Annotated in this window: 26 protein-coding genes and 2 pseudogenes; 12 read left to right on the forward strand and 16 right to left on the reverse strand. The window is 72.9% G+C overall.

All coding sequences use genetic code 11. The features are described 5' to 3' along the window. Window positions 1-9 precede the first annotated feature (9 nt). On the reverse strand, window positions 10-1,821 hold the full coding sequence (locus tag FGW31_RS30400) for a serine/threonine-protein kinase (protein ID WP_142196756.1): 1,812 nt from the start codon (window positions 1,819-1,821) through the stop codon (window positions 10-12). 245 nt (window positions 1,822-2,066) lie between these two features. On the opposite strand from FGW31_RS30400, the gene FGW31_RS35785 reads away from it, so the two are divergent. Continuing rightward, window positions 2,067-2,324 carry a hypothetical protein gene (locus tag FGW31_RS35785; protein ID WP_233452620.1) on the forward strand — a complete coding sequence of 86 codons (258 nt, stop codon included), beginning with the start codon at window positions 2,067-2,069 and terminating at the stop codon, window positions 2,322-2,324. Between the two features lie 68 nt (window positions 2,325-2,392). Here FGW31_RS35785 and FGW31_RS35790 read toward each other — a convergent pair. The 5 genes and pseudogenes from FGW31_RS35790 to FGW31_RS30425 form a co-directional block, all read right to left on the reverse strand. Then, window positions 2,393-3,334 (reverse strand): annotated as a pseudogene (locus FGW31_RS35790) (DUF6777 domain-containing protein); the annotation flags it as partial. Between the two features lie 85 nt (window positions 3,335-3,419). Beyond that, window positions 3,420-4,370 carry a cytochrome c oxidase assembly protein gene (locus FGW31_RS30410; RefSeq protein WP_142196758.1) on the reverse strand — a complete coding sequence of 317 codons (951 nt, stop codon included), beginning with the start codon at window positions 4,368-4,370 and terminating at the stop codon, window positions 3,420-3,422. A 168-nt stretch (window positions 4,371-4,538) separates the two neighbouring features. Next, on the reverse strand, window positions 4,539-5,564 hold the full coding sequence (locus FGW31_RS30415) for a 6-phosphofructokinase (RefSeq protein WP_142196759.1): 1,026 nt from the start codon (window positions 5,562-5,564) through the stop codon (window positions 4,539-4,541). 244 nt (window positions 5,565-5,808) lie between these two features. Next, window positions 5,809-6,537, reverse strand: a complete 729-nt coding sequence (locus FGW31_RS30420) for a type 1 glutamine amidotransferase (protein ID WP_142196760.1) — start codon at window positions 6,535-6,537, stop codon at window positions 5,809-5,811. A gap of 23 nt (window positions 6,538-6,560) precedes the next feature. Beyond that, window positions 6,561-7,799, reverse strand: a complete 1,239-nt coding sequence (locus FGW31_RS30425; protein WP_142196761.1) for a Mur ligase family protein — start codon at window positions 7,797-7,799, stop codon at window positions 6,561-6,563. Between the two features lie 147 nt (window positions 7,800-7,946). Here FGW31_RS30425 and def point away from each other — a divergent pair, with 147 nt between their 5' ends. Continuing rightward, window positions 7,947-8,495, forward strand: a complete 549-nt coding sequence (def, locus tag FGW31_RS30430; protein ID WP_142196762.1) for a peptide deformylase — start codon at window positions 7,947-7,949, stop codon at window positions 8,493-8,495. Window positions 8,496-8,620: 125 nt separating this feature from the next. Here def and FGW31_RS30435 read toward each other — a convergent pair whose 3' ends face one another. Next, window positions 8,621-9,262, reverse strand: a complete 642-nt coding sequence (locus FGW31_RS30435; protein ID WP_142196763.1) for a TetR family transcriptional regulator — start codon at window positions 9,260-9,262, stop codon at window positions 8,621-8,623. Window positions 9,263-9,434: 172 nt separating this feature from the next. On the opposite strand from FGW31_RS30435, the gene FGW31_RS30440 reads away from it, so the two are divergent. Beyond that, window positions 9,435-10,661, forward strand: a complete 1,227-nt coding sequence (locus FGW31_RS30440) for an acyl-CoA dehydrogenase family protein (protein WP_142196764.1) — start codon at window positions 9,435-9,437, stop codon at window positions 10,659-10,661. Between the two features lie 107 nt (window positions 10,662-10,768). After that, window positions 10,769-11,434, forward strand: coding sequence for a thiaminase II/PqqC family protein (locus tag FGW31_RS30445; RefSeq protein WP_142196765.1), 666 nt, complete (start codon window positions 10,769-10,771; stop codon window positions 11,432-11,434). On the opposite strand, the gene FGW31_RS30450 is transcribed toward FGW31_RS30445, so the two are convergent. Both FGW31_RS30450 and FGW31_RS30455 read right to left on the reverse strand, forming a co-directional pair. Beyond that, on the reverse strand, window positions 11,389-12,042 hold the full coding sequence (locus FGW31_RS30450) for a transposase (RefSeq protein WP_411757118.1): 654 nt from the start codon (window positions 12,040-12,042) through the stop codon (window positions 11,389-11,391). The two genes, FGW31_RS30445 and FGW31_RS30450, sit on opposite strands and share 46 nt — an antisense overlap. Window positions 12,043-12,157: 115 nt before the next feature. Continuing rightward, the gene (locus tag FGW31_RS30455) at window positions 12,158-13,060 is read right to left on the reverse strand and encodes a hypothetical protein (RefSeq protein WP_233452592.1); all 903 of its coding nucleotides are present in this window, start codon (window positions 13,058-13,060) and stop codon (window positions 12,158-12,160) included. 152 nt (window positions 13,061-13,212) lie between these two features. Between FGW31_RS30455 and FGW31_RS35795 the strand changes: the two are divergent. Next, a pseudogene (locus tag FGW31_RS35795) lies at window positions 13,213-13,381 on the forward strand (maleylpyruvate isomerase N-terminal domain-containing protein); the annotation flags it as partial. Between the two features lie 350 nt (window positions 13,382-13,731). On the opposite strand, the gene FGW31_RS30470 reads toward FGW31_RS35795, so the two are convergent. The 5 genes from FGW31_RS30470 to FGW31_RS30490 all read right to left on the reverse strand — a co-directional run bounded on the left by FGW31_RS30470 (window position 13,732) and on the right by FGW31_RS30490 (window position 18,786). Further along, window positions 13,732-13,968: a DUF6213 family protein gene (locus tag FGW31_RS30470; RefSeq protein WP_142196766.1), complete on the reverse strand. Its 237-nt coding sequence runs from the start codon at window positions 13,966-13,968 to the stop codon at window positions 13,732-13,734. Window positions 13,969-13,993: 25 nt separating this feature from the next. After that, on the reverse strand, window positions 13,994-15,379 hold the full coding sequence (locus FGW31_RS30475) for an NADP-dependent succinic semialdehyde dehydrogenase (protein ID WP_142196767.1): 1,386 nt from the start codon (window positions 15,377-15,379) through the stop codon (window positions 13,994-13,996). 76 nt (window positions 15,380-15,455) lie between these two features. Beyond that, window positions 15,456-15,920, reverse strand: a complete 465-nt coding sequence (locus tag FGW31_RS30480; RefSeq protein ID WP_142196768.1) for an NUDIX domain-containing protein — start codon at window positions 15,918-15,920, stop codon at window positions 15,456-15,458. Further along, a complete protein-coding gene (locus FGW31_RS30485; RefSeq protein WP_142196769.1) occupies window positions 15,917-17,455 on the reverse strand; it encodes an ATP-dependent DNA ligase in 1,539 nt (512 codons plus the stop codon). The genes FGW31_RS30480 and FGW31_RS30485 overlap by 4 nt, the downstream gene beginning before the upstream one ends. 374 nt (window positions 17,456-17,829) lie before the next feature. After that, the gene (locus tag FGW31_RS30490; protein WP_142196770.1) at window positions 17,830-18,786 is read right to left on the reverse strand and encodes an NAD(P)/FAD-dependent oxidoreductase; all 957 of its coding nucleotides are present in this window, start codon (window positions 18,784-18,786) and stop codon (window positions 17,830-17,832) included. A 77-nt stretch (window positions 18,787-18,863) separates the two neighbouring features. On the opposite strand from FGW31_RS30490, the gene FGW31_RS30495 reads away from it, so the two are divergent. From FGW31_RS30495 to FGW31_RS30520, 6 genes are all read left to right on the forward strand, one after another. Further along, complete coding sequence (locus FGW31_RS30495; RefSeq protein WP_142196771.1) at window positions 18,864-19,436, forward strand: helix-turn-helix domain-containing protein; 573 nt, start codon at window positions 18,864-18,866, stop codon at window positions 19,434-19,436. A gap of 115 nt (window positions 19,437-19,551) precedes the next feature. Further along, window positions 19,552-20,529, forward strand: coding sequence for an NADPH:quinone oxidoreductase family protein (locus tag FGW31_RS30500; RefSeq protein WP_142196772.1), 978 nt, complete (start codon window positions 19,552-19,554; stop codon window positions 20,527-20,529). Then, on the forward strand, window positions 20,526-21,710 hold the full coding sequence (locus FGW31_RS30505; protein WP_142196773.1) for an acyl-CoA dehydrogenase family protein: 1,185 nt from the start codon (window positions 20,526-20,528) through the stop codon (window positions 21,708-21,710). Before FGW31_RS30500 ends, FGW31_RS30505 begins: the two co-directional genes overlap by 4 nt. Next, window positions 21,707-22,801, forward strand: coding sequence for an acyl-CoA dehydrogenase family protein (locus FGW31_RS30510; protein ID WP_142196774.1), 1,095 nt, complete (start codon window positions 21,707-21,709; stop codon window positions 22,799-22,801). Before FGW31_RS30505 ends, FGW31_RS30510 begins: the two co-directional genes overlap by 4 nt. A gap of 199 nt (window positions 22,802-23,000) precedes the next feature. Then, the gene (locus FGW31_RS30515; protein WP_142196775.1) at window positions 23,001-23,864 is read left to right on the forward strand and encodes a phosphatidylinositol-specific phospholipase C/glycerophosphodiester phosphodiesterase family protein; all 864 of its coding nucleotides are present in this window, start codon (window positions 23,001-23,003) and stop codon (window positions 23,862-23,864) included. A 102-nt stretch (window positions 23,865-23,966) separates the two neighbouring features. Beyond that, window positions 23,967-24,161: a hypothetical protein gene (locus FGW31_RS30520; protein ID WP_030865562.1), complete on the forward strand. Its 195-nt coding sequence runs from the start codon at window positions 23,967-23,969 to the stop codon at window positions 24,159-24,161. 21 nt (window positions 24,162-24,182) lie between these two features. On the opposite strand, the gene FGW31_RS30525 is transcribed toward FGW31_RS30520, so the two are convergent. After that, window positions 24,183-24,581, reverse strand: coding sequence for a luciferase domain-containing protein (locus tag FGW31_RS30525; RefSeq protein ID WP_142196776.1), 399 nt, complete (start codon window positions 24,579-24,581; stop codon window positions 24,183-24,185). A gap of 115 nt (window positions 24,582-24,696) precedes the next feature. On the opposite strand from FGW31_RS30525, the gene FGW31_RS30530 reads away from it, so the two are divergent. After that, complete coding sequence (locus FGW31_RS30530; RefSeq protein ID WP_142196777.1) at window positions 24,697-25,068, forward strand: DUF4180 domain-containing protein; 372 nt, start codon at window positions 24,697-24,699, stop codon at window positions 25,066-25,068. A 44-nt stretch (window positions 25,069-25,112) separates the two neighbouring features. Here FGW31_RS30530 and FGW31_RS30535 read toward each other — a convergent pair whose 3' ends face one another. Further along, entirely contained in the window at window positions 25,113-26,321 is a 1,209-nt protein-coding gene (locus tag FGW31_RS30535; protein WP_142196778.1) for an ROK family transcriptional regulator, read from the reverse strand. Between the last annotated feature and the right edge of the window lie 51 nt (window positions 26,322-26,372).

The following is a 26,372-nucleotide window of genomic DNA, read 5'->3' on the forward strand; positions in this document are numbered from 1 at the left end:
ACACCCTCCTCATTCGGCTCCCTCCATGGTGCCCCCGTTCTGCCTCCTTACGGTGCACACGACGACATGTGTGCCCGATTTCCAGGGGCCCTCGCTCGTCCACGACCCGGCCTCGTGGACCGACGGGTCGAAGCCGTAGTCCCGCGGCGGCACCTTGCGCGCGCACGCCGCGTCGGACGCGGTGCGCGCCTCGGCGAGCGTGACGTCCCGGCCCAGCCGGGTGAACCCGAGCACCTGCTCGTCGTAGCGGCCGTCGCACGGCACCAGCCGCACCTCCCGCCGGGACCGCACGTCAAGACAGTCCCGCCGCTGCATCGTCGCGGTGTCGGCGAACGCCGTCCCGAACCGCCGCCGGTCGCCGAGCGGCCCGTACACCGGTCCGTGCGCCCCCAGCACCAGGCAGGCGGTCCGCCGCCCGGCCGCCTCGAACCCGTCCGGCGCGGGTACGACGGCCAGCGACCGCACGTCGGCCAGCCGGCCGCGCAGCTCGCGGGTGCGCTCCTCGCAGCGGGCCGGCCCCTCCTTCCGCGCCTCCTGCGGGGAGGCGGCCCCGACGAACGCCACGACCTGCCCGTCCGGCACCTTGTCGGCGCAGGTCGGGTCGAGGGTCAGCCGGGGCGTGCCGGTGAACCGGGTGGCGCCGGGCCAGTCCGCGAGCACGCAGTCGCCCGTCCTCAGCGGTGTCACCAGTCCGACGGCCTCGCCGTAGGGCGCCGCCGCCGTGCCGGTCCCCGTCTCCCGGTCCGCCAGCGCGTACCAGGCACCGCCCAGGGCCAGCACCAGGCCCAGCCCGCCGGCGAGCGCGGCACGCAGGGCGTGCGGGCGGTGACGGCGGTGCGGGGCGCCGGCGGCGGGCGCGGCGCGGGTGTCCGCCAGGCGCCCGGGGCGCGCGGAGGACGCCCAGGGCGGCGCGGACCCGAGGTCGCTCTCCGGCCGCGCGTACGCCTCCGACTGGGGTGTGATGATCCGGGCCAGCTCCGCCTCCGCCTCCCGCGCCGTCATGCGCCGGTCCGGGTCCTTGGCGAGCAGCCCGCGCAGCACCGGCTCCAGCGCTCCGGCGCGCACCGGAGGGCGCGGGTCCTCCATGACCGCCGCGGTGAGGGACGCCAGCGGGTTCTCGCGCTCGAACGGGCCCCGGCCCTCCACCGCCCGGTACAGGGTGCAGCCGAGCGAGAACAGGTCGGCCGCGGGCGTGGGCGGGCCGCCGGTGGCCCGCTCCGGCGCCAGATAGCCGGCGGTTCCCACCAGCGCGGACGCCAGGGTGTGGCGGGTCTCGCCGGCGTCGGGCCGTACGGAGATGCCGTAGTCGGTGAGCAGGATCCGCCCGTACGGGGCGCCGGTGCGGTCCGGCGCGAGGAGGATGTTCGCCGGCTTCACGTCCCGGTGCAGCACGCCCCGCTCGTGTCCCGCGGTCAGCGCGTCCAGCACCGCGAGTCCGATCCGGGCGCACTCGGCGGGGGCGCGCGGACCGTCGCGGGCGAGCAGTTCCCGCAGGTCGACGGCGCCCGCGAGGTACTCCATGACGATCCACGGCAGCCCTTCGTGCTCCAGCACGTCGTGCACGGTCACCACGTGCGGATGGCCGCGCAGACCGGCCGCGTGCCGGGCCTCGGCGCGCGCCCGGGCGACCCGGGCCTCCCGTTCCTGGCCGGGCTCGGCCGGGTCGCCGAACACGATCTCCTTGAGCGCGACCTCGCAGGCGAGCCGCTGGTCGTGGGCGAGCCAGACGTGTCCCATGCCGCCACCGCCGAGCCGGTTCAGCAGCAGATAGCGGTCGGCGACGACCCGGCCCACCCCCGACATCGGTGATTCCGAGGACATCCGGTCACTCCTGGGTCCGGTGGCCGGCGCGCCCGGCCGGCCCGCCGTCGGTGGTGGCGGCACCGGTGGCCGGGACGGTGGCCGAGGCGGTGGTGGCGGCCGGAGGGCCGCCCGGGGGCGGTGTGGCTCCGGTGCCGGTGCCGGTGTGGGAAGGGCGTGGTGGGGGTGTCGGGCGCGGGGGCGTGGACGGGGGCGCCTGGGTTCCGCTCGGCGGCGAGGCGGAGGTGGAGGCGGGAGAAGAGGCAGTGGACGAAGAAGAGGACGACGAGGACGACGAGGACGACGAGGGGGACGAGGGGGACGAGGGTGAGGGGGACGTCGGGGAGCCCGGGGACGGCGACCGGGGCGGCGTGGACGGCGCGTCCGGGCCCGACGACGGGTCCGCCGGGTCCGACGGGCCCCACCGGTCCGACGGCGACGAGGGGCCGGACGGGGACGACGGGCGCTCCGAGGACGGGTCCGGTGAGGACGGCGTCCGCGTCGCTCGCGGCGGGTCCGGGTGAGCCGGGGGAGTGGTCCCGACGGGACGGGAGGTGTCTCCGCCCGCGTCCGTCTCCTCCGCCACGCTCAGCCTCACGTACGCCCCGAACGGCAGCGCGGCCCCGGCCGCCGGATCGGACGCGGTGACCCGGGCGCCGGCCGGAGGCGGCTCCGGGCCGTCGTGAGCGACCGCCAGACCCCGCCCGGTCAGCAGCCGGCTCGCCTCACCGAAGGTGGCCCCGGTGAGGCTCGGCACGGTCCGTCGCTTCCGTGTGTCGAAGGCGGAGTCCCGCTCACCGGACGTCCCCACGGGCCGTTCGAGACCCCGGCCGGGACGGTCGACGTCGACGAGTGCGATGCGCTCCAGTTCCCGGGAGGCGGGCCGCACCACCACGACCTCGTCACGGTCGTAGCCCTTCCACTTCTCGTTCGCGTCGTCGAACGTCACGGAAATCCGGTGCTCGTCCCCTTCGAAGGGCCGCAGTGGATTTCCGCACGAGCACTTCACGGCCGGAAGTCCGTGCTCGTCGACCAGAATCGCGTTTCCCGCCTGGAGCAGCGCATTGAAGGGAACGGCCTTTCCCTTTTTGTAGTCGTGATTCCTCACGAGTGTGTCGTGACGCAGGAGAACGGGGGTGAGCCCGTCGAGAAACTCCGGTATCCGATCCGTGCGGAGATCGAGTGCCGCGGCCCAGGCCCGTGCCGTGCGGCCGTTGCGCGGCTCGGTGAGATACCGCTTCAGCCGCTCCACGTCACAGGCCTTCGCCTCCCCGGTTCCGCCGTACAGGCCGGGCGTGTCCCCTTGCTGCAGCCCGCCGTGGGCCGGCCGGGACCGCACGTCGGCGTCCCGTCCGAGGCCGCTGCTCTCCGCGAAGAACGGCGCGAGTGAAGCGGCCCCCGCGGCGACCGACTTCACCTCGGACAAAGGTGTGGCCGTATCGCATCCGATGGCAATCGGAATCAACAACGACAGGACGGCGATCTTCCGAATCACCGATTTTCCTGCCCGGTGCACGAATGTGCGACGCTCCATGACCGCTCCCCCCGGCGGCGGTTCCCCCGACGCATCATGCTACGGGAGGAATAGCCCGTTCAAGGGGGCCCGGGAAAACGTGAATTCAGTTTCCGCGTGCGTGCAGTGAGGCCAGGTAGGCGTTGTACGCCTCGAGTTCCCGGTCACCGTCCCGGTCGGCGGCGCGGTCCTTGCGCCGCGCCTGCCGCTGGTCCGAGGCGTACCACTGGAACAGCAGCGCGAGCAGCACCAGCACGGAGGGGATCTCGCTGAACGCCCAGGCGATGCCGCCCGCCGCGTTCTGGTCGGACAGCGCCTCGATGCCCAGCGAGGCGGGCGGGTTCCGGAAGGTCGTGACCATCGGGGTCGACGCCATCATCAGCGCGATGCCGAAGAACGCGTGGAACGGCATGCCCGCGAACAGCTCCAGCATCCGCATCAGGTGGCCCGGCCGGTGCGGGCCCGGGTCCACGCCCATGATCGGCCAGAAGAAGACCAGGCCGACGGCGAGGAAGTGCACCATCATCGCGACGTGCCCGGTCCTGGAGCCCATCAGGAAGTCGAACAGCGGGGTGAAGTACAGGCCGTACAGGCTCGCGATGAACAGCGGAATGGTGAACACCGGGTGGGTGACGATCCGCATGTAGCGGCTGTGCAGCAGCATCAGCAGCAGTTCGCGCGGTCCCTTGCGCCCCCGCCCGGCCGGCGGGAGTGCGCGCAGGGCCAGGGTGATCGGGGCGCCGAGCAGGATCAGGATCGGCGACACCATGCTGATGACCATGTGCTGCACCATGTGCACGCTGAACATGACCATGCCGTAGTCGTTCAGCTTGGTGCACATCATCAGCCCGATGCTCAGCACACCGGTGACGAACCCGACGGTGCGTCCCACCGGCCACTTGTCGCCGCGCCGCACCAGGCGTGCCACGCCCCAGCCGTACAGGGCCAGGCCCAGCAGACAGGCGATGAGGAAGAACGGGTCCGCCGACCAGGCGAGTCCTCGCCCCAGCGTGAACGGCGGCAGATCCATCGTCATGCCGTGCCCGCTGTGATCCATCAACGGCTCCAGTTCGTGCAGGTTGTCCGCAATCCGTCCGCACCAGGGTAGAACCGCCCCCGGCGACATCCGTCACCGGGGGCGGTAAGCGTCCCGAAGGGGCGCGGGGACTGCGTGAGCCGCCGCGGACGGCTCGTGACCTGCCGCGCCGCTACCGGCGGCGCGGGCTCACAGCACGCACTCCGCCTCCGCGTACCGTGCCTCGGGCACCGTCTTCAGCGTCTCCACGGCCTGGGCCAACGACACCATGACGATGTCCGTCCCGCGCAGCGCCGTCATCTTCCCGAAGTCGCCCCGGTGCACGGCCTCCACCGCATGCCACCCGAACCGCGTGGCCAGCACCCGGTCGTACGCCGTCGGCGTCCCCCCGCGCTGCACGTGCCCGAGGATCACCGGCCGGGCCTCCTTGCCGAGCCGCGACTCCAGCTCGATCGAGAGCTGGCGGGCGATGCCGGCGAACCGCTCGTGGCCGTAGACGTCCTTGCCGCCCTCGTCGAAGTCCATCGTGCCGGGCTTCGGCTTGGCGCCCTCGGCGGCGACCACGATCGCGAACCGCTTGCCGGCCGAGAACCGCTCGCCGACCTTCGCGGTCAGCTCGTCGATGTCGAAGGGCCGCTCGGGCACGACCACGGCGTGCGCGCCGGCCGCCATGCCGGAGTGCAGCGCGATCCAGCCGGTGTGCCGGCCCATGACCTCGACGATCAGCACACGCTGGTGGGACTCGGCGGTGGTCTTCAGCCGGTCCAGCGCCTCGGTCGCCACCCCGACGGCCGTGTCGAAGCCGAAGGTGACGTCCGTGACGGCGATGTCGTTGTCGATGGTCTTCGGCACGCCCACTATCGGCAGGCCGTTGTCCGACAGCAGCCGGGCCGCCTTGAGCGTGCCCTCACCGCCGATCGGGATGATCGCGTCGAGGCCGAGTTCCGCCACGTGTCCCTTGGCCCGCTCCACACCGTCCCGCAGGTGCTCGGGACGTACCCGGGAGGAGCCGAGGATGGTGCCGCCGCGGGCGAGGATGCCGCTCACCGCGTCGAGGTCGAGCTTGAGGTAGTCGCACTCCAGGAGGCCCTTCCAGCCGTCCCGGAAGCCGATGACCTCGTCGCCGTGGTCGACGACGGCACGGTGCACGACGGACCGGATGACGGCGTTCAGGCCGGGGCAGTCGCCGCCGGACGTGAGGACACCAATGCGCATAGCCCGAAACAACCTTCTCGATGTGGGCCGGGACCGGACCGCACTGTCCGGCTCGATCCCCGCCACCCTAGCGGCATTCGGGGGGCGCGCCGCACCTCGCGTCCGCCTGCTGGACGACCCCGCTCACCTGTGCGGAGGAGGCGTCAGACGGGCCGTTCGAGCCCGGCCGGAGGTGGCGTCGGACGGGCCGGCCGGGCTCGAACGGCCCGTCCGACGCTGCGGTGCCGGCGGTGCCGCGGACGTCTCAGGCGGGCTGCTGCGCCGCCGCGATCCGCTCGTTGCGCAGGGCCTCGTACCAACGGTCGTCGGTCGGCGGCAGCGCGTTGACGTCGAGCGCCAGCTTCAGCAGCAGGTCCGCGATCAGCGGGTTGCGGGCGAGTACGGGGCCGTGCATATAGGTGCCGAAGACGGTGTCGTTGAACGCGCCCTCCGTGCCGTCCCCGGTGCCGTTGCCGTTGCCGAAGCGGACCTGGGCGAACGGGCGGGCGGTGGGGCCCAGATGGGTGACGCCCTGGTGGTTCTCGAACCCGGTCAGCGGCGGCAGGCCGAGCTGCGGGTTGATGTCCGCCAGTACGTCGCCCACGCACCGGGCGCCCTCGCCGCGCACCGACACCACGTCGAGCAGGCCGAGGCCGGGCTCGCGCTGGCCGAGGTCGTTGATGAACTCGTGGCCGAGGATCTGGTAGCCGGCGCACACGGAGAACACGATCGCTCCGTTGCCCACCGCGCGGTGCAGTCCGCCGTCCCGGCGCAGCCGCTCGGCGGCCAGCCGCTGCGGACGGTCCTCGCCGCCGCCGATCAGGTAGATGTCGCCGGAGGTGGGGATCGGCTGGTCGCTGCGCACGTCGAGCCGTGCCACGTCCAGGCCGCGCTGCCGCGCCCGGCGCTCCACGACGAGCACGTTGCCCTGGTCGCCGTAGGTGCTGAGCAGGTCCGGGTAGATCCACACGACCCGCAGCTGGTTGTCGCTCACTTCAAGTCCCCTGAGTGTCGTGGTCAGTTGCCGACGCGGCGGCGCAGATCCTGGAAGGCGGTGTAGTTGGCGATGACCTCGATGCGGCCCGGCGGGCACAGCTGCACCGCCTGGTCGAGGTCCTCGCAGACCTGGAACTGCTGGTTGGCGACCTCCAGGCGCACCGCGAGGTCCAGCTTGCGGTCGCCGATGACGCAGATCGGGTGGCCGGTCAGCCGCGTGTAGTCGACGTCCCACAGCCAGGAGGTGTCGGTGCCGTCGGCGGAGCGGGCGTTCACCGACAGGATCACCGGGGTCGGCGGCGGGTCGATCAGCGAGAACGTCTCCAGCCAGCCCGCCGGGTTCTTGGCGAGCAGCAGGCGCAGGTCACGGCCCTCGAACTGGACGACGTCGTAGCGGCCGGCCACGGCCTGCACCTGGTACATGCGCTCCAGGGCCACCTGGGGCGGCACGCCGAAGACGGCGGCGACGGCGGCGGAACTCGCCGCGTTGGCCTTGTTGGCGCGGCCCGGCAGCTGCAGGTGGATCGGCCAGGCGGAGCCGTGCGGGTCGATCACGTGGTCGCCGGAGAGCGCCCAGCTCGGGGTCGGCCGGCGGAAGCCGCACTCGCCGCAGAACCAGTCGTCGCCGGGGCGCTGCATCACGCCGCCGCACGACGGGCAGGACCAGGCGTCGTCCTTCCACATCTGCCCGGCGGCGACCCAGATCACGTTCGGCGAGGACGACGCGGCCCACACCACCAGCGGGTCGTCGGCGTTGGCGACGACGACCGCCTTGGAGCCGGCCAGGCCCTCGCGCCAGTTCTCGGCGAGCATGCGGGTCTCGGCGGCACGGTCCAGCTGGTCGCGGGAGAGGTTCAGCAGCGCGATGCACTTCGGGTCGGTGTCCCGGGCCACGCCCGCGAGGTACTTCTCGTCGACCTCGATGACGCCGAACTTCGCGTCCGAGCCGCCGGCCAGCGCCGAGGTGATGCCGGCCGGCATGTTGGCGCCGAGGGCGTTGGAGACGACGGGGCCCGCGGCCCGCAGCGCCTCGGCGATGAGCCGGGTGGTCGTCGTCTTGCCGTTGGTCGCCGAGACCAGGACGCAGTCCAGGTTCTGCGCCAGCCGGGCGAGGAGATCGGGGTCGAGTTTCAGCGCGACCCGGCCGCCGATCACCGAACCGCTGCCGCGCCCGGCGGCGCGGGATGCCGCCGCGACCGCCTTGCCGGCGGTCACGGCCAGCTTGGCCCGCGGCGTGAGCGGGTCCGAGTTGCCTGCCATCAAGTCTCGATCCTCCTTGCGTACGCGCCGCGTCTGTGCCTGACGGCCACGTGGTGTGGACCTCAGCCTATCGAGATCCGTTCGCACTCCAGAACCGCGGCACCGTCGTGGACGGGCGTTCTCCGGAGGGACCGTACTCTTGCCGCCATGCGACACGGCTCCATCCCCGGCGTCCACGGACGTGTGCGGCCCCTCACCCTGCTCGGCGACCCGGTGCTGCACGCACCCTGCCGGGAGGTCACCGAGTTCGGTCCCGAACTGGCCCGCCTGGTCGAGGACTTGTTCGCGACGATGTACGCGGCCCAGGGGGTGGGACTGGCGGCGAACCAGATCGGCGAGCCGCTCCGGGTGTTCGTCTACGACTGCCCGGACGACGAGGACGTCCGGCACCTGGGCCATGTGGTGAACCCGAGGCTGGTCGAGGCGGACGGGGTGGTGGTGCGCGGCCCGGAGGGCTGTCTGTCGCTGCCCGGGCTGGAGGCGGGCACGGAGCGCCACGACCACGCGGTCGTCGAGGGTTTCACGGTGACCGGCGAACCGGTCACCGTCCACGGCACCGGGTTCTTCGCCCGGTGCCTGCAGCACGAGTGCGACCACCTGGAGGGCCGGATCTACGCCGACCGGCTGACGGGGTGGCGGCACCGCAGGCTGATGCGCCGGGCGGGCCGCGCCTCCTGGAACCGGCAGCAGGACTGAGGCCCCCGGCCCCCGCCGCGGGCGCGGCGTCACGCTACTCGGACTCCCACCGCCGGACTCCCACCGCCGGAACCCTCGGCGCCAGAACCCCGGCCTCGGAGCCCTGGACCTCAGAACCTCGGCCCTCAGAACCCCGGCCCGCCCACCTTGTCGCCCGCCGCCGCCAGGCGGCCCCACAGCAGGTCGGCCAGGCTGCGCACCAGTTCCGCCCGTGAGCAGGGCCGCTCGCCGAGCCACCAGTCGCCGGCCGCGTGCATCATGCCGACGATGCCGTGCCCCCAGACCCGGGCCAGCTGCTGGCTGCCCGGCCCGAGGTCGAGCCGGTCCTCGATCACCTGGGCCAGTTCCTCGCCCATCCGGCGCAGCAGCGGTGCGGAGTGCTTGCCGACGTCGAAGCCCTGGTCGCCCGGCGATCCCTCCGCCGGGTGCATCAGGAAGCGGTACACCTGCGGGCGCGCCTCGATCGCCGACAGGTAGGTGTCCAGGGTCGCCTCGACCCGCTCGCGCCGGTCCGCCGGGGCGTCCAGCGCGGCCCGCAGCGAATCCAGCAACGCGTCGGTGTGCCGCTTGGCCAGAGCGGCGTAGAGTCCTCCCTTGTCACCGAAGTGCCGGTAGAGGATCGGCTTGGTGATGCCGGCCTCGGCGGCGATCGCGTTCATCGAAGCCCCCGGGCCGTCGCGCAGCACCACGCGGTCGGCGGCCTCCAGCAGCTCACGCCGGCGTCGGTCGGCGGACCGCTGCTGGTCGGTTCGCTGTGTGGTGTCCATGAGCTCTCCCCACCCGTGCTGGTTCGGTGACGCCTGCGCAAACTAACACTGAAGTCGCCCGGCCCATCGAACGGGATGCCGACCCCTCCGAGGGAGTTGACTTTTCCTACCCGTCGGTAACAGACTCGGGTTACCGCAAGTAACATGCACGTGCGTCGCCGCTGGAGGGGACATGGCCGAGTTCACCATGGAGCTCAACGACGAACAGAAGGAGGTCCGGGACTGGCTGCACGGTTTCGCCGCCGATGTGATCCGCCCCGCGGCCGCCGAATGGGACGAGCGTGAGGAGACTCCCTGGCCGGTCATCCAGGAGGCCGCCAAGGTCGGCATCTACTCCCTGGACTTCTACGCCCAGCAGTACTTCGACGCCACCGGCCTCGGCATACCCATGGCGATGGAGGAGCTGTTCTGGGGCGACGCGGGCATCGCCCTGTCGATCGTCGGCACCGGCCTCGCTGCCGTCGGCGTCCTCGCCAACGGCACCGAGGAGCAGATCGGCACCTGGATCCCGCAGATGTACGGCGACGCCAACGACGTCAAGGTCGCCGCGTTCTGCTCCTCCGAGCCCGACGCCGGCTCCGACGTGGCCTCCATGCGCACCCGCGCGGTGTACGACGAGGCCAAGGACGAGTGGGTGATCAACGGCACCAAGACCTGGGCGACCAACGGCGGCATCGCCAACGTCCACGTCGTCGTCGCGGTCGTCGACCCGGAGCTCGGCTCCAAGGGCCACGCCTCCTTCATCGTTCCGCCGGGCACCCCCGGCCTCTCCCAGGGCCAGAAGTTCAAGAAGCACGGCATCCGCGCCTCGCACACCGCCGAGGTCATCCTCGACAACGTGCGCGTCCCCGGCTCCTGCCTGCTCGGCGGCAAGGAGAAGCTGGACGAGCGCCTGGCCCGCGCCCGCGAGCGCGCCAAGAAGGGCGGCGAGCGCGTCAAGAACGCCGCCATGGCCACCTTCGAGGCCTCCCGCCCGGCCGTCGGCGCCATGGCGGTGGGCACCGCCCGCGCCGCGTACGAGGTGGCCCTGGAGTACGCCCAGACGCGGGAGCAGTTCGGGCGCCCGATCATCGACAACCAGGGCGTCGCCTTCCAGCTCGCCGACATGCGCACCCAGATCGACGCCGCCCGCCTGCTGGTGTGGCGTGCCTCCTGGATGGCGATCAACGGCAAGCCGTTCACGGCCGCCGAGGGCTCGATGTCCAAGCTGTTCGCCAGCGAGACGGCCAAGAAGGTCACCGCCCAGGCCATCCAGATCCTCGGCGGCAACGGCTACACCCGCGAGTACCCGGTGGAGCGGATGCACCGCGACGCCGCGATCTACACGATCTTCGAGGGCACGAGCGAGATCCAGCGCCTGGTGATCGCCCGCACCCTGTCGGGCATGCCCATCCGCTGACGCGGCGGCGGCCACACGACGACCCGGCGGTGCGGGCGGCACCGCCGGGTTACCCGCGCCCGGCTCCCGGGGAACGCTGGTGGGTGACCGACGCGACGGAGGACGCGATGACACGCACCGCCCGGGAACTGCTGGAGACGACCACCAGGGACCTCGCGCCCGATCCGCGCTCCAACCCCCTCGTACCGCGGATCGCCCGCGGCGAGGCGGACCCGGCCGTCCTGGCCGCGCTCGCCCTGGAACAGCGCCGGGTGATCCCGGCGGACCGGACCGCCTTCCTGCACCTGGCCGAACGGTCGACGGCCCGGCCGGAGACCGCCGCGTACTTCACCGCCCTGGCCGACGGCGAGGCGCTGGCGGCGGAGCACCTGGAGGTGTTCGCGGCGGCGTGCGGCGTGGACGACGCCCGCGCACGGGCCCACGAGCCCCTGCCCGGCTGCCAGTCCTACCCCGCGTACGTCGCCTGGCTGGCCCTCAACGCCGAACCCGCCGACACCGTCCTCGCGCTGACCGCCAACTTCTCCGCCTGGGGCGGCTACTGCGCGACGATCGCCGAGGCCCTGCGCACCCACTACGGCTTCGCGGAGGAAGCCTGCGCGTTCTTCGACTTCTTCGCCGAGCCGGCCCCGGCGCTGGACGAGGCCGCGACGACGGCGGTCCGGACGGCTCTGGACGCGGGAGACCTGGACGAGACCCGGGCGCGCGATCACGCCCGCCTGCTCCAGACCTACGAGGCCCAGTTCTGGACGGCGCTGGCGGAACAGGCCCAGTGATCCGGTTCGGAGATCCTGTCGCAGTAGTGGCAGATGCGGTCGAGGATCCGGTCGGCGGTCTTGGTCCATTCGAAGGGCCCGGCATCGTCGTTCCAGACCTTGATCCACTCTTCGAGTGCGGTCTTGAGGTCGTCGAGTGAGCAGAACACCCCGCGTGTGAGGCAGCGTCGTTCCGGCTCCGCGAACCACCGCTCGACCTGGTTGATCCAGGACGAGCAGGTCGGGGTGAAGTGGAGCTGGAAGCGGGGGTGCGCGAGCAGCCACGTGTGCACCACGGGCGCCTCGTGGGCGGAGAGGTTGTCGCAGATGACGTGGACCGCCGGGCCGGGATCGGTCTGGCGGTCCCCGGGCCGCGGCTCGTCGGCGAGTCCGTCCGGTCGCCGGGCAAGGAACCGTGTGCGCCGGCGGCGCACGGTATCTGTGCCGACACCGAGTCGCGCGGCGACCACGGTGTTGTTCCAGCCGTTCGCGCACGCCGGCACGGTGCGTGCGCGAACGGCCCGTCCCTGGGCGGTCGAGCGGCGCTCGGCCCAGCTCTCCAGCGTCAGCCCCTCGGCCTGGCGACAACACGACAGGTTCCAGCCGGGTATCGCCCGTCCACGCGGCACAGCGCGAGCGCGCTACCCGCCGCAGCAGAACGCCGCAACCCGAAAGAGGGCACGCCTCACGTGGAACCCATGACCTCAACACCAGAGCACTGGTACGTCCTGCGAGGCGCCGCTCCTAGCGCATCAGCAGTCCCCGCATCCCCAGCCCGTAGTGCACGCGCAGCCGGTGCAGCTCCCACAGGCCCACCGCCGTGACGGAGAGCGGGGAGCCCAGGACGAACACGTACCGGATCACCGTCGGCACGCCCTCGTGGGCGCCGGTGAACATGTCGATCAGTGCCATCTCCCACGCCAACGCCATGATCAGCAGCGGCGGTACCGTCTCGTGGATGTCCGCGGTGCGGAACACGTGCTGGACGGCGAGTCCCACGCCCCAGACGACGAACGGCGTCACCCAGAAGAGGACGAAGAGGGTGAACGCGAGGATGAGGCCCTTCGTCACGGTGAAGTCGCCCTCCACGAGGGGTTCCTGGCCCTCGAAGAACCCTGAGAGCACGATGATCGGGAAGACGGAGGCCGCCGCCATCATGGCCACGATCGCGCCGAAGCACCGCCCCGCCCGGCGCAGCAGGTCCCGTCGCGCCGCCGGAGCGGCCAGGCCGTACAGGACACCGACGACGACCGGGAGGGTCGCCGCCAGCACGAGGGCGCTGGTCCACGACTTGTCGACCTGCTCGTCCGCCGCATCGCTGAGCTCGGGGGCGAGCTTGTAGGCGTAGGACATCCACAGGAACGCGCCCACGCCGACCAGGGTCCTGATCTTCCGCATCCGCGCCACCTCAGGATCCGAGACGATGCCCGGCCGTGACGGGGTGAAGACCCTGCGCGCGGTGTGGATGGGGCCGATCCGCCGCCGCAGCCGGGTGACCGGCCCGCCCGGCGGTGGCACCGGCGGCCCCGGGTAGGGCGGCTGGGGCTGGGGCGGCACGTAGGGCTGGGGCGGATAGGGCTGAGGTGGCTGCGGCTGGTAGGGCTGCGGCCCCTCGGGCGGTTGTCCGCCCGGGTTCCAGTTGCTCATCGTTCGTCCCCCGATATGCGAATGTGCGCCGCGATGGGCGCGATCGCCGAGTGTATTGAGTGCACAGGGTTCGCGCAGCCCTCGCCCCGGGTCGTGCACCGAACGGCCGCAATTGGGCAAGCATGCTTGCTTGTTTCATTCGGCGCTGCCCTGCGCTCGCCACCCCGGCGCTCGGCTGGAGCGTCGCCCACCAGATCGCGCATCTCGCCTGGACGGACCCATTCGGCGCTGCCGGCCGCGACCGACACGGACGCCTTCCACGTCCTGGTGGAGAAGGCGCTGGTGTCGCCGGGCTCCTTCGTCGACGACGGTGCCGAGGAGGACCGCTACGCCGGGACCTGCCTCGGCACACGCGAACTACGCGCGCGTCGAGCGGTGGTTCGCGGAGCCGGAACGACGCTGCCTCACACGCGGGGTGTTCTGCTCACTCGACGACCTCAAGACCGCACTCGAAGAGTGGATCAAGGTCTGGAACGACGATGCCAGGCCCTTCACATGGACCTTCACATGGACCAAGACCGCCGACCGGATCCTCGACCGCGTCTGCCGCTACTGCGACGGGATCTCCCAACCGGGACACCAGAAGCGCCGGGCCGCACGCGACAGGCGGCTCCGCCGCGTGGGCGCGGTCAAGGCGGACACCACCCGCATCCGGCGTACGCCGCGAACCTCTAGGGCGCGCCGCCGCTGCTGTGGGCGATGCACGCGACGTCGATCCGGTCGGCGAGCTTCGCCAGCTCGATCGTCAGCGCGGCCACCGTGTCCTCGTCGAGCCCTTCCTCCCCGGCCTCGACGAGCCGGACCCACCGCCCGCCCACCGTGCGCAGCAGCTTGCTGACATCGGCGGCGGCCACCTGAAGGGTCCCGCGGTCGTCGACGATCAGAGGGAGAGTCACTTCGCGGTTCACAATCGGGATCGTAGCCGCGCGGACATCACGCACCGTGCCAAACCGTGGTGATGTTGCAGAACTCGCGGATTCCGTGCCCGGACAGCTCACGCCCGTACCCGGACCGCTTGACCCCGCCGAACGGGAACGCCGGATGGGAGGCCGTCATGCCGTTCACGTACACGCTGCCCGCCTCCAGATCCCGGACGAACCGGTCGACCTCGGCCTCCTCGCGGGTCCAGACGTTGGAACTCAGGCCGAACGAGCTGTCGTTGGCGATCAGCACCGCCTCGTCCAGGTCCGCCGCCCGGTACAGCGTGGCGACCGGGCCGAAGGCCTCCTCGCGGTGGATGCGCATCTCGCGGCTGATCCCGGTCAGCACGGTCGGCGGGTAGAACCAGCCGGGCCCGTCCGGGCGCTCCCCGCCGCACAGCACCGTGGCGCCGGCGCGCACGGCGTCGTCGACCAGTTCCTCCAGGTCCGTGCGGCCCTGTTCGCTGGAGAGCGGGCCGACGTCCGTCTCCTCGTCCATCGGGTCGCCGACCTTCAGCGCCTTCATGCCCGCCGTGAACCGCTCGGCGAACGCGTCGTAGACGTCCGCGTGCACGATGAACCGCTTGGCGGCGATGCAGGACTGCCCGGTGTTCTGGACCCGCGCCGTCACCGCGACCTCGGCGGCCCGGTCCAGATCGGCGGACGGCATGACCACGTAGGGGTCGCTGCCGCCCAGTTCCAGCACCGTCTTCTTGATCATCTCGCCGGCGGTGGAGGCGACCGCGCGGCCCGCCGGCTCGCTGCCGGTGAGCGTGGCCGCCTTCACCCGCTCGTCCCGGAGGATGTCGTCGACCGCCGCCGAGCCGATGAGCAGGGTCTGGAAGGTGCCCTCGGTGAAGCCCGCGCGGTGGAACAGGTCCTCCAGGTACAGGGCGGTCTGCGGCACGTTCGAGGCGTGCTTGAGCAGGCCCACGTTGCCCGCCATCAGCGCGGGCGCCGCGAACCGCACCACCTGCCACAGCGGGAAGTTCCAGGGCATCACGGCGAGCACCGGGCCCAGCGGCCGGTAGCGCACCAGGACCCGGGAGGCACCGGAGTCCTTCACGTCGGAGGCGTCCGGCTCCTCGTCGGCGAGCAGCTCCGCCGCGTGGTCGGCGTACCAGTGCATCGCCTTGGCGCACTTGGCCGCCTCGGCGCGGGCCTGCGTCACCGGCTTGCCCATCTCCGTGGTGATCACCCGGGCGATGTCGTCCCGGTCCTCCAGGAGCAGATCGGCGGCCCGGTGCAGCAGCCGGGCGCGCTCGTCGAAACCGGTCTTCCGGTACGTACGGAACGTGGCCACCGCGAGCTGCAGCCGGCGTTCGATCTCGTCCTCGCCCATGGGGTGATACGTCTTGACCGTCTCGCCGTTCGCCGGATTGACCGTGGCGATGTGCATCGCTGACCTCCTGGGACGGGCTCCTGCCTCTCGACCTTCCCGCGCGGCGGTGGGCGGCGCAACGCGGGAGGCCTCCTCAGGGCGAGTGCTCCGCCAGGCGGTCGAGAAACGCGCTCTGCGCGGTGACGATCACCTCGCGGGCCCGGTCCAGGGTGAACCACGCGACCCGGTCGAGCTCGGGGAACTCCTGCATCCGCCCGGACCGCGGCGGCCACTCCATCTCGAACGTGCCGGGAACCACCGCCGCCGGGTCCAGGTCGGCCTCGACCGCCCAGGCCGTGACGGTCTTCCCGCCCGACTGCCGGACCTCCCCGAGCGGCACCGCCTCCCCGTCCGGCGGCGGCACCCCCAGCTCCTCCCGGAACTCCCGGCGCGCCGCCTCCCAGGCCGGCTCACCGGCGTCGTACTCGCCCTTCGGCACGGTCCACGCGCCGGTCTCCCGGCGGGCGAAGAACGGGCCGCCCATATGACCGAGCAATACCTCCAGTCCCCGACCGGTGTGCCGGTACAACAACAGCCCGGCGCTCCGGGTGGTCCTCACGGCCGTACTCCGGGGTGCGCCGCGAGCAGGGTCTCCACGGTGTCCGCCTCCTCGGGCCGCTTGTCCTCGCGGTAGCGGACCACGCGGGCGAAGCGCAGGGTGACACCGGCCGGGTAGCGGGTGGAGCGTTGGAGGCCGTCGTAGGCGATCTCCACCACGAGTTCGGGGCGCACGGTGACGACGTGTCCGCTCTCGTCCACCGCGAGCTCCCGCAGCCGTCCCGTCTGCCAGGTGAGCATCGCGTCGGTCAGGCCCTTGAACGTCTTGCCGAGCATCGCGAAACCGCCGTCGGCGGTGCGGGCGCCCAGATGCAGGTTGGAGAGCTTCCCGGTGCGGCGGCCGTGGCCCCACTCGGCGGCCAGCACCACCAGGTCGAGCGTGTGCACCGGCTTGACCTTCAGCCAGGAGGCGCCGCGCCGGCCCGCGCTGTAGGCGGCGTCCAGGCCCTTCACCACGACGCCCTCGTGGCCGCGCTCCAGCGTCTCGGCGAGGAACGCCTCCGCGGCGCCGACGTCCCCGGGTCCCGACACCAGGGTGCGACGCACCCGCATCGGTTCCGGCACCAGCCGGGCCAGTTCCGCGTGCCGCTCGGTGAGCGGCAGGTCCAGCAGGTCGCGGCCGTCCACGGACAGCACGTCGAAGAAGACGGGCGAGACGGGCACCTCGCGTGCCGCCGTGGCCACGTCGACGCGGGAACCGACCCGTCCGGCGGTCTCCTGGAAGGAGCGGGGGCGGCCCTCGTCGTCGAAGGAGATGACCTCCCCGTCCAGGATGAACCGCTCGCCCTCCAGCCCGCGCGCCGCCGCCGTCACCTCCGGCAGCCGGTCGGTGATGTCGTCGAGGGTGCGGGTGTGCACGCGCACCGTGTCGCCGTCGCGGTGCACCTGGACCCGGATGCCGTCGAGCTTCTCCTCGACCGCGCAGGCCCCCAGCTTCTCGACCGCCTCGGCGACCGAGGAGGCGCTGTGCGCCAGCATCGGCAGCACCGGGCGGCCGACGGTGAGCCGGAACCGCTCCAGCGCCCCGGGGCCGTCCGCGAGCAGCGCCCCGGCCACCGTCTGCAGGGAACCGGCCAGCATCACCGCCCGGCGCACCTCGGCCGGCGGCGCTTCCGTCGCCCGGGCCAGGCCCTCCACCGCGACCGCGTCCAGCGCGCCCTGCCGGACCTCGCCGGTGAGCAGCCCGAAGAGGAACCGTTGCTCGTCCTCGGTGGACGCGCCCAGCAGCGCGCCGACCAGCCGGGCGCGCTCGGCCTGTGATCCGGGACCGGACACCTTGCCGAGTTCGGTGAGCAGCGCGTCGACCTCGCGCACGGTCAGGGTCGGCGCGGCGGCCGGCGCGACCGGACGGCCCAGCACCTTCCAGCCCACGCCGAGCCGGCCCTGCGGCAGCCGGCCCGCCAGGTACGGGATGACGATCGGCACGTCGTCCGGCTCCGCCTCCCGGAACAGCTCGGCGAGCAGCTCGATCTTCCGGGTCCGCGCCGAGGTGGCGGCGACCTCCTGGGACACACGGGCCAGCCGGGACAGCAGCATGCAGCCATGGTCCTACGCACCAGGACACCGCACATCCCGGCCCGCGCCGCACATCCCGGCCTGCGCCGTCACCCTGGCCTGTGCCGCGCCTACCGGTTGCCGCACATCCCGGCCCGCGCTGCACATCCCGGCCTGCGCCGTCACCCTGGCCTGTGCCGCACTTACCGGTTGCCGCACATCCCGGCCTGCGCCGTCACCCTGGCCTGTGCCGCGGCTACCGGCCGCCGTACATCCCGGCCTGCGCCGCACACCCCGACCAGCGCCGTCACCCTGGCCTGTGCCGCGCCTACCGGCCGACGTACATCCCGACCAGCGCCGCCACCCCGGCCCGCGCCGCACCGACCGGCCCGTGCCGCCACCCCGACCAGCGCCGCTCAGCCGGTGATCGTGGCGTCCAGTTCGCTCATCAGCAGGTCCCCGACGATCGCGGCGGCCGCGCGGTAGCCGCCGCTGGCCGCGTGCACGACCTGCTCGGCGAAGCCGATCGCGTTGCCCGCGGCCCAGACGCCGGGCACCGTGGTCAGCCCGGTCGGGTCGACGACCGGGTACGCGCCGAACGGGGTCTCGTTCATCTCCGCGCCCAGCCGCTCCACCAGGCCCGTCTGCGGCACCGGGCGCGGTCCCACGAACAGCACCGAGCGGGCGTGCGTGGTGCCGTCGGCCAGCCGCACCCCGGCGAGCCGGTCGTCCTCGACCACCAGCTCCGCGACCTCCCCGGGCACCACGTCGACCCCGGCGGCGGCCAGCCGGCGCAGGTCCTGGTCGGACAGCTCCTCCTCGGCGACCCGGTGCAGGAAGAGGGTGACGTTCTTCGACCACTGGGACACCATCAGTGCCTGGTGCACGCTCATCGCGCTCGACGCGAGCACACCGAAGGGCTCGTCGCGCACCTCCCAGCCGTGGCAGAACGGGCAGTGCAGCACGTCCCGGCCGAACCGGTCGGCGACCCCGGGCACCTCGGGCAGCTCGTCCCGCAGCCCGGTGGCGACGACCAGCCGCCGTGCGCGCACGGTCCCGCCCGACTCCAGGACGACGGCGAAGTCCCCGTCCCGCGTGACGTCCGTGACCCGGTCCCGGACCAGTCCGACGCCGTACCGGGCGATCTCCTCGCGGCCGAGCGCCAGGAACTCGGCGGGAGCCATCCCGTCCCGGGACAGGTAGCCCTGCATGTGGGACGAGGGTGCGTTGCGCGGCTCTCCCGCGTCGACGACCAGGGTGCGGCGCCGGGCCCGGCCGAGCACCAGGGCGGCGGAGAGTCCCGCCGCGCCGCCTCCGACGACCACCACGTCGTAGGTCTCGGCGCTGCTGTCGTTGCTGTGTGTGCGGTTCATCGTGACCACCTCCACGACGACAGTCGCCGATCCCCTGCCGTATTGACAAATGACTTTGCTGGTTCTGCAATATCGGTATGACGACGGACGACGTTCTCGCGGAAGTGGGCCCCCGGCTCAGGCGGATCAGGAAGGAGCGGGAGGTGACCCTCTCGGCGCTGTCGGAGGCGACCGGCATCTCCGTCAGCACCCTCTCGCGGCTGGAGTCGGGGCTGCGCAGGCCGAGCCTGGAGCTGCTGCTGCCGATCGCCCGGGCCCACCAGGTGGCGCTGGACGAACTGGTCGGCGCGCCGCCGGTCGGCGACCCGCGCGTGCGCGCCGAGCCGATCCGGCGGTACGGCCGCACCCACTGGCCGCTCACCCGGCAGCCCGGCGGCCTCCAGGCGTTCAAGGTGCTCGAACCGCAGCGGAAGCTGGAGCCCGAACCGCGCGTCCACGAGGGCTACGAGTGGCTGTACGTGCTGTCCGGGAAGCTGCGCCTGGTGCTCGGCGAGCACGACGTGGTGCTGACGGCGGGCGAGGCCGCCGAGTTCGACACGCGCGTGCCGCACTGGTTCGGGTCGACGGGGGAGGGCCCGGTGGAGTTCCTCAGCCTGTTCGGACCCCAGGGTGAACGGATGCACGTGCGGGCGCGGCCCAAGCAGGCGTGACGGCGGCCTGCCGGCGGACCGGGGCGAGACGGTTCCCTGAACGGCAAGCGACCGCTTAGTATGCGGTGGACCCGGTCAGGCGAACACGACGTTCACAGCCCCGTGGAGGCCCCGCATGCAGGCATGGCAAGTACACGAGCTCGGCGAACCGGGCGAGGTGATGCGCCGCGCGGAGGTGGCACGGCCGACACCCGGTGACGGGCAGGTCCTGCTGAAGGTGCGCGCCGCCAACATCAACTTCCCGGACGCGCTGATGTGCCGGGGCCAGTACCAGGTCAGGCCGCCGCTGCCGTTCACGCCGGGCGTGGAGATCTGCGGCGAGACCGAGGACGGGCGCCGTGTGATCGCCAACCCCGTGCTGCCGCACGGCGGTTTCGCCGAGTACGCCGTTGCCGACGCCGCCGCGCTGCTGCCCGCCCCGGACGCACTCGACGACGCCGAGGCCGCCGCCCTGCACATCGGCTACCAGACCGGCTGGTTCGGACTGCACCGCCGGGCCGCGCTCGAAGCCGGCGAGACCCTGCTCGTGCACGCCGCCGCGGGCGGCGTCGGCAGCGCGGCCGTCCAGCTCGGCAAGGCGGCCGGCGCCACCGTCATCGGCGTCGTCGGCGGCGCCGAGAAGGCCGCCGTCGCCCGCGAACTGGGCTGCGACCTGGTCATCGACCGGCGCGAACAGGACGTCGTCGGCGCCGTCAAGGAAGCCACCGGCGGCCGCGGCGCCGACGTGATCTACGACCCCGTCGGCGGCCAGGCCTACGCCCAGTCCGCCAAGGCCGTCGCCTTCGAGGGCCGGATCGTCGTCGTCGGCTTCGCCAGCGGTTCCATCCCCAGCCCGGCGCTGAACCACGCCCTGGTGAAGAACTACTCGATCCTCGGCCTGCACTGGGGCCTGTACAACACGAAGAACCCGAAGCTGGTCCAGCACTGCCACGAACAGCTCACCGAGCTGGCCGCCCGCGGCGCGATCAAGCCGCTGGTGAGCGAGCGCGTACCGCTCGACGGTGCCGCGGCCGCCGTCCAGCGGGTCGCCGACGGCGTCACCACCGGCCGCGTGGCCGTGCTGCCCGCCCCGGAGAACGGAGCCGCCGCATGACCGACGCCGCCGAACTGCGCCGCCGCACCGAGGAGTTCCTGGCCGCGCACCCGCCCGCCACCACCGACCGCCTGGACTTCCTGCGCGCACGCTTCGACGCCGGACTCGCCTGGGTGCACTTCCCGCAGGGGCTCGGCGGCCTGGACGCCCCGCGCTCCCTCCAGGCCGTCGTGGACGCCGAGTTGGAGGCCGCCGGCGCCCCCGACAACGACCCGAGGCGCATCGGCATCGGCCTGGGCATGGCCGCGCCGACCATCCTGCAGTACGGCACCGAGGAGCAGAAGCGGCGCTTCCTGCGACCCCTGTGGACCGGCGAGGAGGTCTGGTGCCAGCTGTTCAGCGAGCCGGGCGCCGGCTCCGACCTGGCCGCGCTCGGCACCCGCGCCGTCCGGGAGAGCGGGGGAGACTGGGTGGTCAACGGGCAGAAGGTGTGGACCTCCAGCGCCCACCTCGCCCGCTGGGCCATCCTCATCGCCCGCACCGACCCGGACGTGCCCAAGCACCGGGGCATCACCTACTTCGTCTGCGACATGACCGACCCGGGTGTCGAAGTGCGGCCGCTGCGCCAGATCACCGGCGAGGCCGAGTTCAACGAGGTGTTCCTCACCGACGTCCGCATCCCCGACACCCACCGCCTCGGCGAGGTCGGCGACGGCTGGCGGGTCGCCCAGACCACGCTCAACAACGAACGCGTCGCCATCGGCGGCATGCGGCTGCCCCGCGAGGGCGGCATGATCGGCCCGGTCGCCAGGACCTGGCGCGACCGCCCCGAACTGCGCACCCACGACCTGCACCAGCGGCTGCTGACGCTGTGGGTGGAGGCCGAGGTCGCCCGCCTCACCGGCGAACGCCTGCGCCAGCAGCTCGTCGCCGGACAGCCCGGCCCCGAGGGCGCCGGCATGAAGCTCGCCTTCGCCCGCCTCAACCAGGAGATCAGCGGCCTGGAAGTGGAACTCCGCGGCGAGGAGGGCCTGTTGTACGACGACTGGACCATGCGCCGCCCCGAACTGGTCGACTTCACCGGCCGCGACGCCGGCTACCGCTACCTGCGCTCCAAGGGCAACAGCATCGAGGGCGGGACCAGCGAGGTCCTGCTGAACATCGTCGCCGAGCGCGTCCTGGGCCTGCCGGCCGAGCCGCGCACCGACAAGGACGTCGCCTGGAAGGACCTCGCCCGATGAGCCCGACGAGCACCCAGCCCGACCTGCTGTACTCGCAGGAGGAAGAGGCGCTGCGCGCCGCCGTCCGGGACCTGCTCACCGACCACTGCGACGCGGCCGGGGTGATCGCCCGCGTCGAGACGGACGCGCCCCACGACCTGGCGCTGTGGAAGATGCTCGCCGACGGCATGGGCCTGGCCGGACTGCTGGTCCCGGAGGACCGCGGCGGCCAGGGCGCCACGCACCGCGAAGCCGCCGTCGTCCTGGAGGAGTTGGGGCGCGCGGTCGCTCCCGTGCCCTATCTGACCAGCGCCGTGGTCGCCACCGAAGCCCTGCTGGCCTGCGCGGACGCCGGTGAGCTGGTCGAGGAACTGGCGTCCGGGCGCGGCATCGGCGTCCTCGCCGTCGGGCTGCACACCGCACCCGGCGCCGCGTTCCCCGCCGTACGGCTGGAGGACGGCACGCTGCACGGCGAACTCACCGGCATCGCGGACGCCGCCGTCGCCGACGTCCTGCTCGTCCCGGCGGACGACGGCGGTCTGTACGCCGTGGAGGCCGGCGCCGCCACCGTCGTCCCGCAGACGTCCCTGGACCTCACCCGGCCCCTCGCCCGGGTCGTCCTCGACGGGGCGCCGGGACGCCGGCTGGGCGAGGCCGGTCCGGCCGTGCGGCGCGCCCTGCGGGCCGGCGCCGGACTCCTCGCCTCCGAGCAGCTCGGCGTGGCCGACTGGTGCCTGACCGAGACCGTCCGCCACCTGAAGGACCGCAAGCAGTTCAACCGCCCCGTCGGCGGCTTCCAGGCACTCAAGCACCGCCTCGCCCAGCTGTGGCTGGAGGTGGCCGGCCTCCGGGCGGCCGCGCGGGCCGCCGCCGACGCCCTGGCGACGGGCGTCGACACCGACGTCACCGTCACCGTCGCCCAGGCCCACGCCTCGCCCGTCGCGGTCCGCGCCGCCGAGGAGGCGGTGCAACTGCACGGCGGCATCGGCATGACCTGGGAACACCCGGTGCACCTCCGCCTCAAGCGCGCCAAGGCCGACTCGATCGCCCACGGCACGGCCGGCGCCCACCGCGAGAAGCTGGCGGACCTGGTGGACCTGCGGGCACCCTGACGCCCAACCCCGGCACACACCCGGACGAACACCCGGAGAAGCCCGCCCTCCAGGGGCGGGCCTTTTCCTGTGCCCCGCACCGGGGAAGTGAACGCCCGTCGGCAGCTCGGCCAACTCCCCGTACGCCCCCTGCTCCTCGGCCCCCTGCGCACCTCATACTCGCTGAGGTCCCCGTACGGCACATCCAGGGAGGCAGCGCATGGCCCTCACCACCCGTCGCAGAGCCCTCACCACCCTCGGCGCCGCCCTCGCCGGTTCCGTCGCCCTGCCCGCGACCCAGGCGCTGGCCGGCGAACGGAAGCACCGCCCGCGCCCGTTGTGGCGCGCCCACGCCCACAACGACTACGAGCACCCCCGCCCCCTCCTCGACGCCCTCGACCACCGCTTCGGCAGCGTCGAGGCGGACATCTTCCTGGTGGGCGACCAACTCCTCGTCGCCCACGACCCCGAGGACCTCGACCCGTCCCGCACCCTGGAGTCGCTGTACCTCGACCCGCTCGCCGCCCGGGTCCGCGCCCACCACGGCTCCGTCCACCGCGGCGACCGCAGGCCGCTCCAGCTCCTGGTCGACCTCAAGACCGAGGGCGCGTCCACCTACCTCGAACTGGACCGCCATCTGCGCCGCTACCCGGGCCTGTTCACCAGCTGTGCGTACGGCAGGGTGCGGCCTGGACCCGTCACCGTGGTCGTCTCCGGGGACCGTGCCGCCCGTGTGCCCATGGAGGCGCAGCAGGTGCGCCGCGCCTTCTACGACGGCCGCCTCGCCGACCTCGGCGGCCCCGCGCCCGCCTCCTTCGTCCCGCTGATCAGCGACAACTGGACGCTCAACTTCACCTGGCGGGGCGCCGGCGCCTTCCCGGACGCCGAGCGCCGCAAGCTGCGCGACATCGTGTCCACCGCGCACGCGCGCGGGCAGCGGGTCCGGTTCTGGGCCACCCCGGACCAGCCGGGTCCCGAGCGCGACGCCCTGTGGGGCGAACTGGTCGCGGCGGACGTCGACCACCTCAACACCGACGACCTCGCCGGGCTGGAATCCTTCCTCGACTCCCACCGGCGGGCGTGACACCACACGTTCGGCGGACAGCTCAGCAGCACGGACGAAGCCTCCACTGCGCCACACTTGCGGCCGAACGCCGCGAAACGGATGTGGCGGAGGAGGACGACGATGGCCATTTCCATCTCTGTGGTGCTGCTGCTCGCGGTCCTGGCGGTGATCTTCCTGCGCAACGGCGGGCTGAAGATCTCCCACGCGCTGGTCTGCCTGCTGCTCGGCTTCTACCTGGCCAGCACGAGCATCGCGCCCACGATCCACAGCGGCCTCACGGCGACCGCCGACATCGTCGGCGGTCTGCGGCCGTGAGGCCGTGCCGCCGACCGCGGCTCAGCGGTCGCCGACCGCGTCGCGCGGCAGCACCGTCACGCGGTGGTAGTTGCACCCGGACACGGCCGGCGGGGCCACGGACGGGGGCCGGTTCTGGTGCGCCTTGAGAGCGACGCTCACCAGGCTCAGCAGCAGGTCCACGTCCGTGGCGCAGTCCAGGTGCACCGTCACCCAGCAGGAGCCGGGGACCAGTTGGATGGCGCTCGACCCCACCAGGTCGTAGTGGAAACGCTGGATTGCGCGGTGCGTGAGGTGGAGGTCCACGTCCCGCGCGGAATGGAAGTGGACGATCTCGTCACGGGTGGTGCGGAGCGCCTGCCCCGTACCGCAATCGGCCGAACAGGCCGTGAGATCGGGCCACGTGAGCAGTCGCTCCATGGCTCGCTGCGCGGGTGTCATGCCCCCATCGTCGCCTGCTCACCCCGTCGCCACCAGGAGTTGGACGATTTGTAATCGAGCGGTGAGGTTGCCCGGTACAGGTAACTCGTCACCACTCCTGACGTACGATCATGTCATGGCAGCCGATGGTGTGATGACCTCGAACGGCGTGACCGTCCTGGTGTGCGACGCGGACGGAGCGAAGGTGAGCGGCGGCGACACCGCCCTCGACCTGATCGGTGACGCCATGGGCTGTCGGGCGGACGTGGTCGCAGTCCCGGTGGAGCGGCTGGCCGACGAGTTCTTCGCACTGAGCTCGGGTGTCGCCGGGGACGTGGTGCAGAAGTTCGTCAACTACCGGATCCGTCTGGCGGTCGTCGGCGACATCGGCGACCGGGTGGCGGCCAGCGACGCCCTGCGCGACTTCGTGCGCGAGGCGAACCGCGGCCGGCAGGTGTGCTTCGTCGCCGACCGGACGGAACTCGAGGAGCGGCTGGCGCGGGCCTGAACCGACGGCCCGCACCAGCGGGCCGCCGGGCCGCGCCCGCCGGGTCAGGCCCGGCCGGCCACGGCCGCCGGGTCGTCCAGGACTCCCCGGACCACCGAGTGCGCCGCGCCCAGCAGCGGCCCCTCGGGGCCCAGCGCCGACACGGAGACGGGACAGGCCGGTCCCGCCGTGCGCCGGGCCAGTTCGGAGCGGAGCGAGGGCAGCAGCCAGGGCGCGAGCCCGGACAGCGCGCCGCCCAGCACCACACTCTCCGGGTCCAGCAGGTTCACCGCCCCGGTCAGAGCGATCCCGAGCGCCGTTCCGGCGTCGTGCAGGGCACGTCGTACGTCGGCGTCGCCCTGTTCGGCGCGGCCCGCGAGGAGGCCGACACGGTCCTCGCCCGGTTCCAGTCCGGCCGCCCGCAGTACCGCCTCCTCACCGGCGTACTGCTCCAGGCAGCCCCGTCCGCCGCACGCGCAGGCAGGTCCGTCGGGGTGCACCGGAACATGGCCCAGCTCGCCCGCGAAACCGCGGTTGCCGTGCAGCAGCCGCCCGTCCACGACGACCGCGGCACCGATGCCGATCTCCGCCGACACATGGAGGAAGTCGCGCGGGGTGCCCTCGCCGAGCCAGAGTTCGGCCAGGGCACCGAAGTTGGCCTCGTTGGCCACGGTGAGCGGGAACCGCTCCGGGAGCAGCTCGCCCAGATCGGTGTCCTGCCAGCCGAGGTTCGGGGCGTGCACGACGGTCCGGGCGTCGCGCGCCACCAGACCCGGGACGGCCACGGCGAGGCCCGCCGGCCACAGGCCCTCGCCCTCCGCCTCGGCGACGACCCGGTCCGTCAGCGCGGTCAGTTCCCGGAGCACCGGCTCCGGGGCCCGGTCCCGGTTGGCGACGTGCCGCACCGCCCGCGCGCGGACCCGTCCGCGCAGGTCGACCGCGCAGACCGCGAGGTGGTCGACCCCGACCTCGGCGCCGATTCCGGCCGGGCCCTGACCGCTGACCGCCAGCGCCGAACCGGGACGGCCCACCCGTCCGGGCCGCTCCGGCCCCAGTTCCTCCAGCAGGCCCGCGCGGATGAGTTCGTCGACCAGTGTGGACACCGCCGCGCGGGTCAGACCGATGCGTGAGGCGACGGCGGCCCGGGACAGCGGCCCCTCGGCGCTGACGGCGTGCATCACGCGCGAGAGGTTGCGGCGGCGCATGCCCTGCTGGTTGTCGGGCAGCGCGCGCCCCGGACCGGCCGGGCGGGCCTTGTGCAGCGGTGTGCTCATTCCTCCGTCAATCCTCGGTCTGGGTCGGTGCCGGCTGCTGCCGGTCACCGC

The sequence above is a fragment of the Streptomyces calvus genome (genome assembly GCF_006782915.1).
Lineage (GTDB): Bacteria > Actinomycetota > Actinomycetes > Streptomycetales > Streptomycetaceae > Streptomyces > Streptomyces calvus.

Excerpts from the sequence above, each read along its gene's own strand:
- FGW31_RS30400 (WP_142196756.1), bottom strand. The coding sequence starts at position 1,821 with ATGTCCTCGGAATCACCGATGTCGGGGGTGGGCCGGGTCGTCGCCGAC.
- FGW31_RS30415 (WP_142196759.1), bottom strand. The coding sequence starts at position 5,564 with ATGCGCATTGGTGTCCTCACGTCCGGCGGCGACTGCCCCGGCCTGAAC.
- FGW31_RS30425 (WP_142196761.1), bottom strand. The coding sequence starts at position 7,799 with ATGGCAGGCAACTCGGACCCGCTCACGCCGCGGGCCAAGCTGGCCGTG.
- FGW31_RS30505 (WP_142196773.1), top strand. The coding sequence starts at position 20,526 with ATGACCGACGCCGCCGAACTGCGCCGCCGCACCGAGGAGTTCCTGGCC.
- FGW31_RS30440 (WP_142196764.1), top strand. The coding sequence starts at position 9,435 with ATGGCCGAGTTCACCATGGAGCTCAACGACGAACAGAAGGAGGTCCGG.
- FGW31_RS30510 (WP_142196774.1), top strand. The coding sequence starts at position 21,707 with ATGAGCCCGACGAGCACCCAGCCCGACCTGCTGTACTCGCAGGAGGAA.
- def (WP_142196762.1), top strand. The coding sequence starts at position 7,947 with ATGCGACACGGCTCCATCCCCGGCGTCCACGGACGTGTGCGGCCCCTC.
- FGW31_RS30475 (WP_142196767.1), bottom strand. The coding sequence starts at position 15,379 with ATGCACATCGCCACGGTCAATCCGGCGAACGGCGAGACGGTCAAGACG.
- FGW31_RS30445 (WP_142196765.1), top strand. The coding sequence starts at position 10,769 with ATGACACGCACCGCCCGGGAACTGCTGGAGACGACCACCAGGGACCTC.
- FGW31_RS30520 (WP_030865562.1), top strand. The coding sequence starts at position 23,967 with ATGGCCATTTCCATCTCTGTGGTGCTGCTGCTCGCGGTCCTGGCGGTG.
- FGW31_RS30530 (WP_142196777.1), top strand. The coding sequence starts at position 24,697 with ATGGCAGCCGATGGTGTGATGACCTCGAACGGCGTGACCGTCCTGGTG.
- FGW31_RS30455 (WP_233452592.1), bottom strand. The coding sequence starts at position 13,060 with ATGAGCAACTGGAACCCGGGCGGACAACCGCCCGAGGGGCCGCAGCCC.
- FGW31_RS30525 (WP_142196776.1), bottom strand. The coding sequence starts at position 24,581 with ATGACACCCGCGCAGCGAGCCATGGAGCGACTGCTCACGTGGCCCGAT.
- FGW31_RS30485 (WP_142196769.1), bottom strand. The coding sequence starts at position 17,455 with ATGCTGCTGTCCCGGCTGGCCCGTGTGTCCCAGGAGGTCGCCGCCACC.
- FGW31_RS30515 (WP_142196775.1), top strand. The coding sequence starts at position 23,001 with ATGGCCCTCACCACCCGTCGCAGAGCCCTCACCACCCTCGGCGCCGCC.
- FGW31_RS30495 (WP_142196771.1), top strand. The coding sequence starts at position 18,864 with ATGACGACGGACGACGTTCTCGCGGAAGTGGGCCCCCGGCTCAGGCGG.
- FGW31_RS30490 (WP_142196770.1), bottom strand. The coding sequence starts at position 18,786 with ATGAACCGCACACACAGCAACGACAGCAGCGCCGAGACCTACGACGTG.
- FGW31_RS30535 (WP_142196778.1), bottom strand. The coding sequence starts at position 26,321 with ATGAGCACACCGCTGCACAAGGCCCGCCCGGCCGGTCCGGGGCGCGCG.
- FGW31_RS30410 (WP_142196758.1), bottom strand. The coding sequence starts at position 4,370 with ATGGATCACAGCGGGCACGGCATGACGATGGATCTGCCGCCGTTCACG.
- FGW31_RS30500 (WP_142196772.1), top strand. The coding sequence starts at position 19,552 with ATGCAGGCATGGCAAGTACACGAGCTCGGCGAACCGGGCGAGGTGATG.
- FGW31_RS30435 (WP_142196763.1), bottom strand. The coding sequence starts at position 9,262 with ATGGACACCACACAGCGAACCGACCAGCAGCGGTCCGCCGACCGACGC.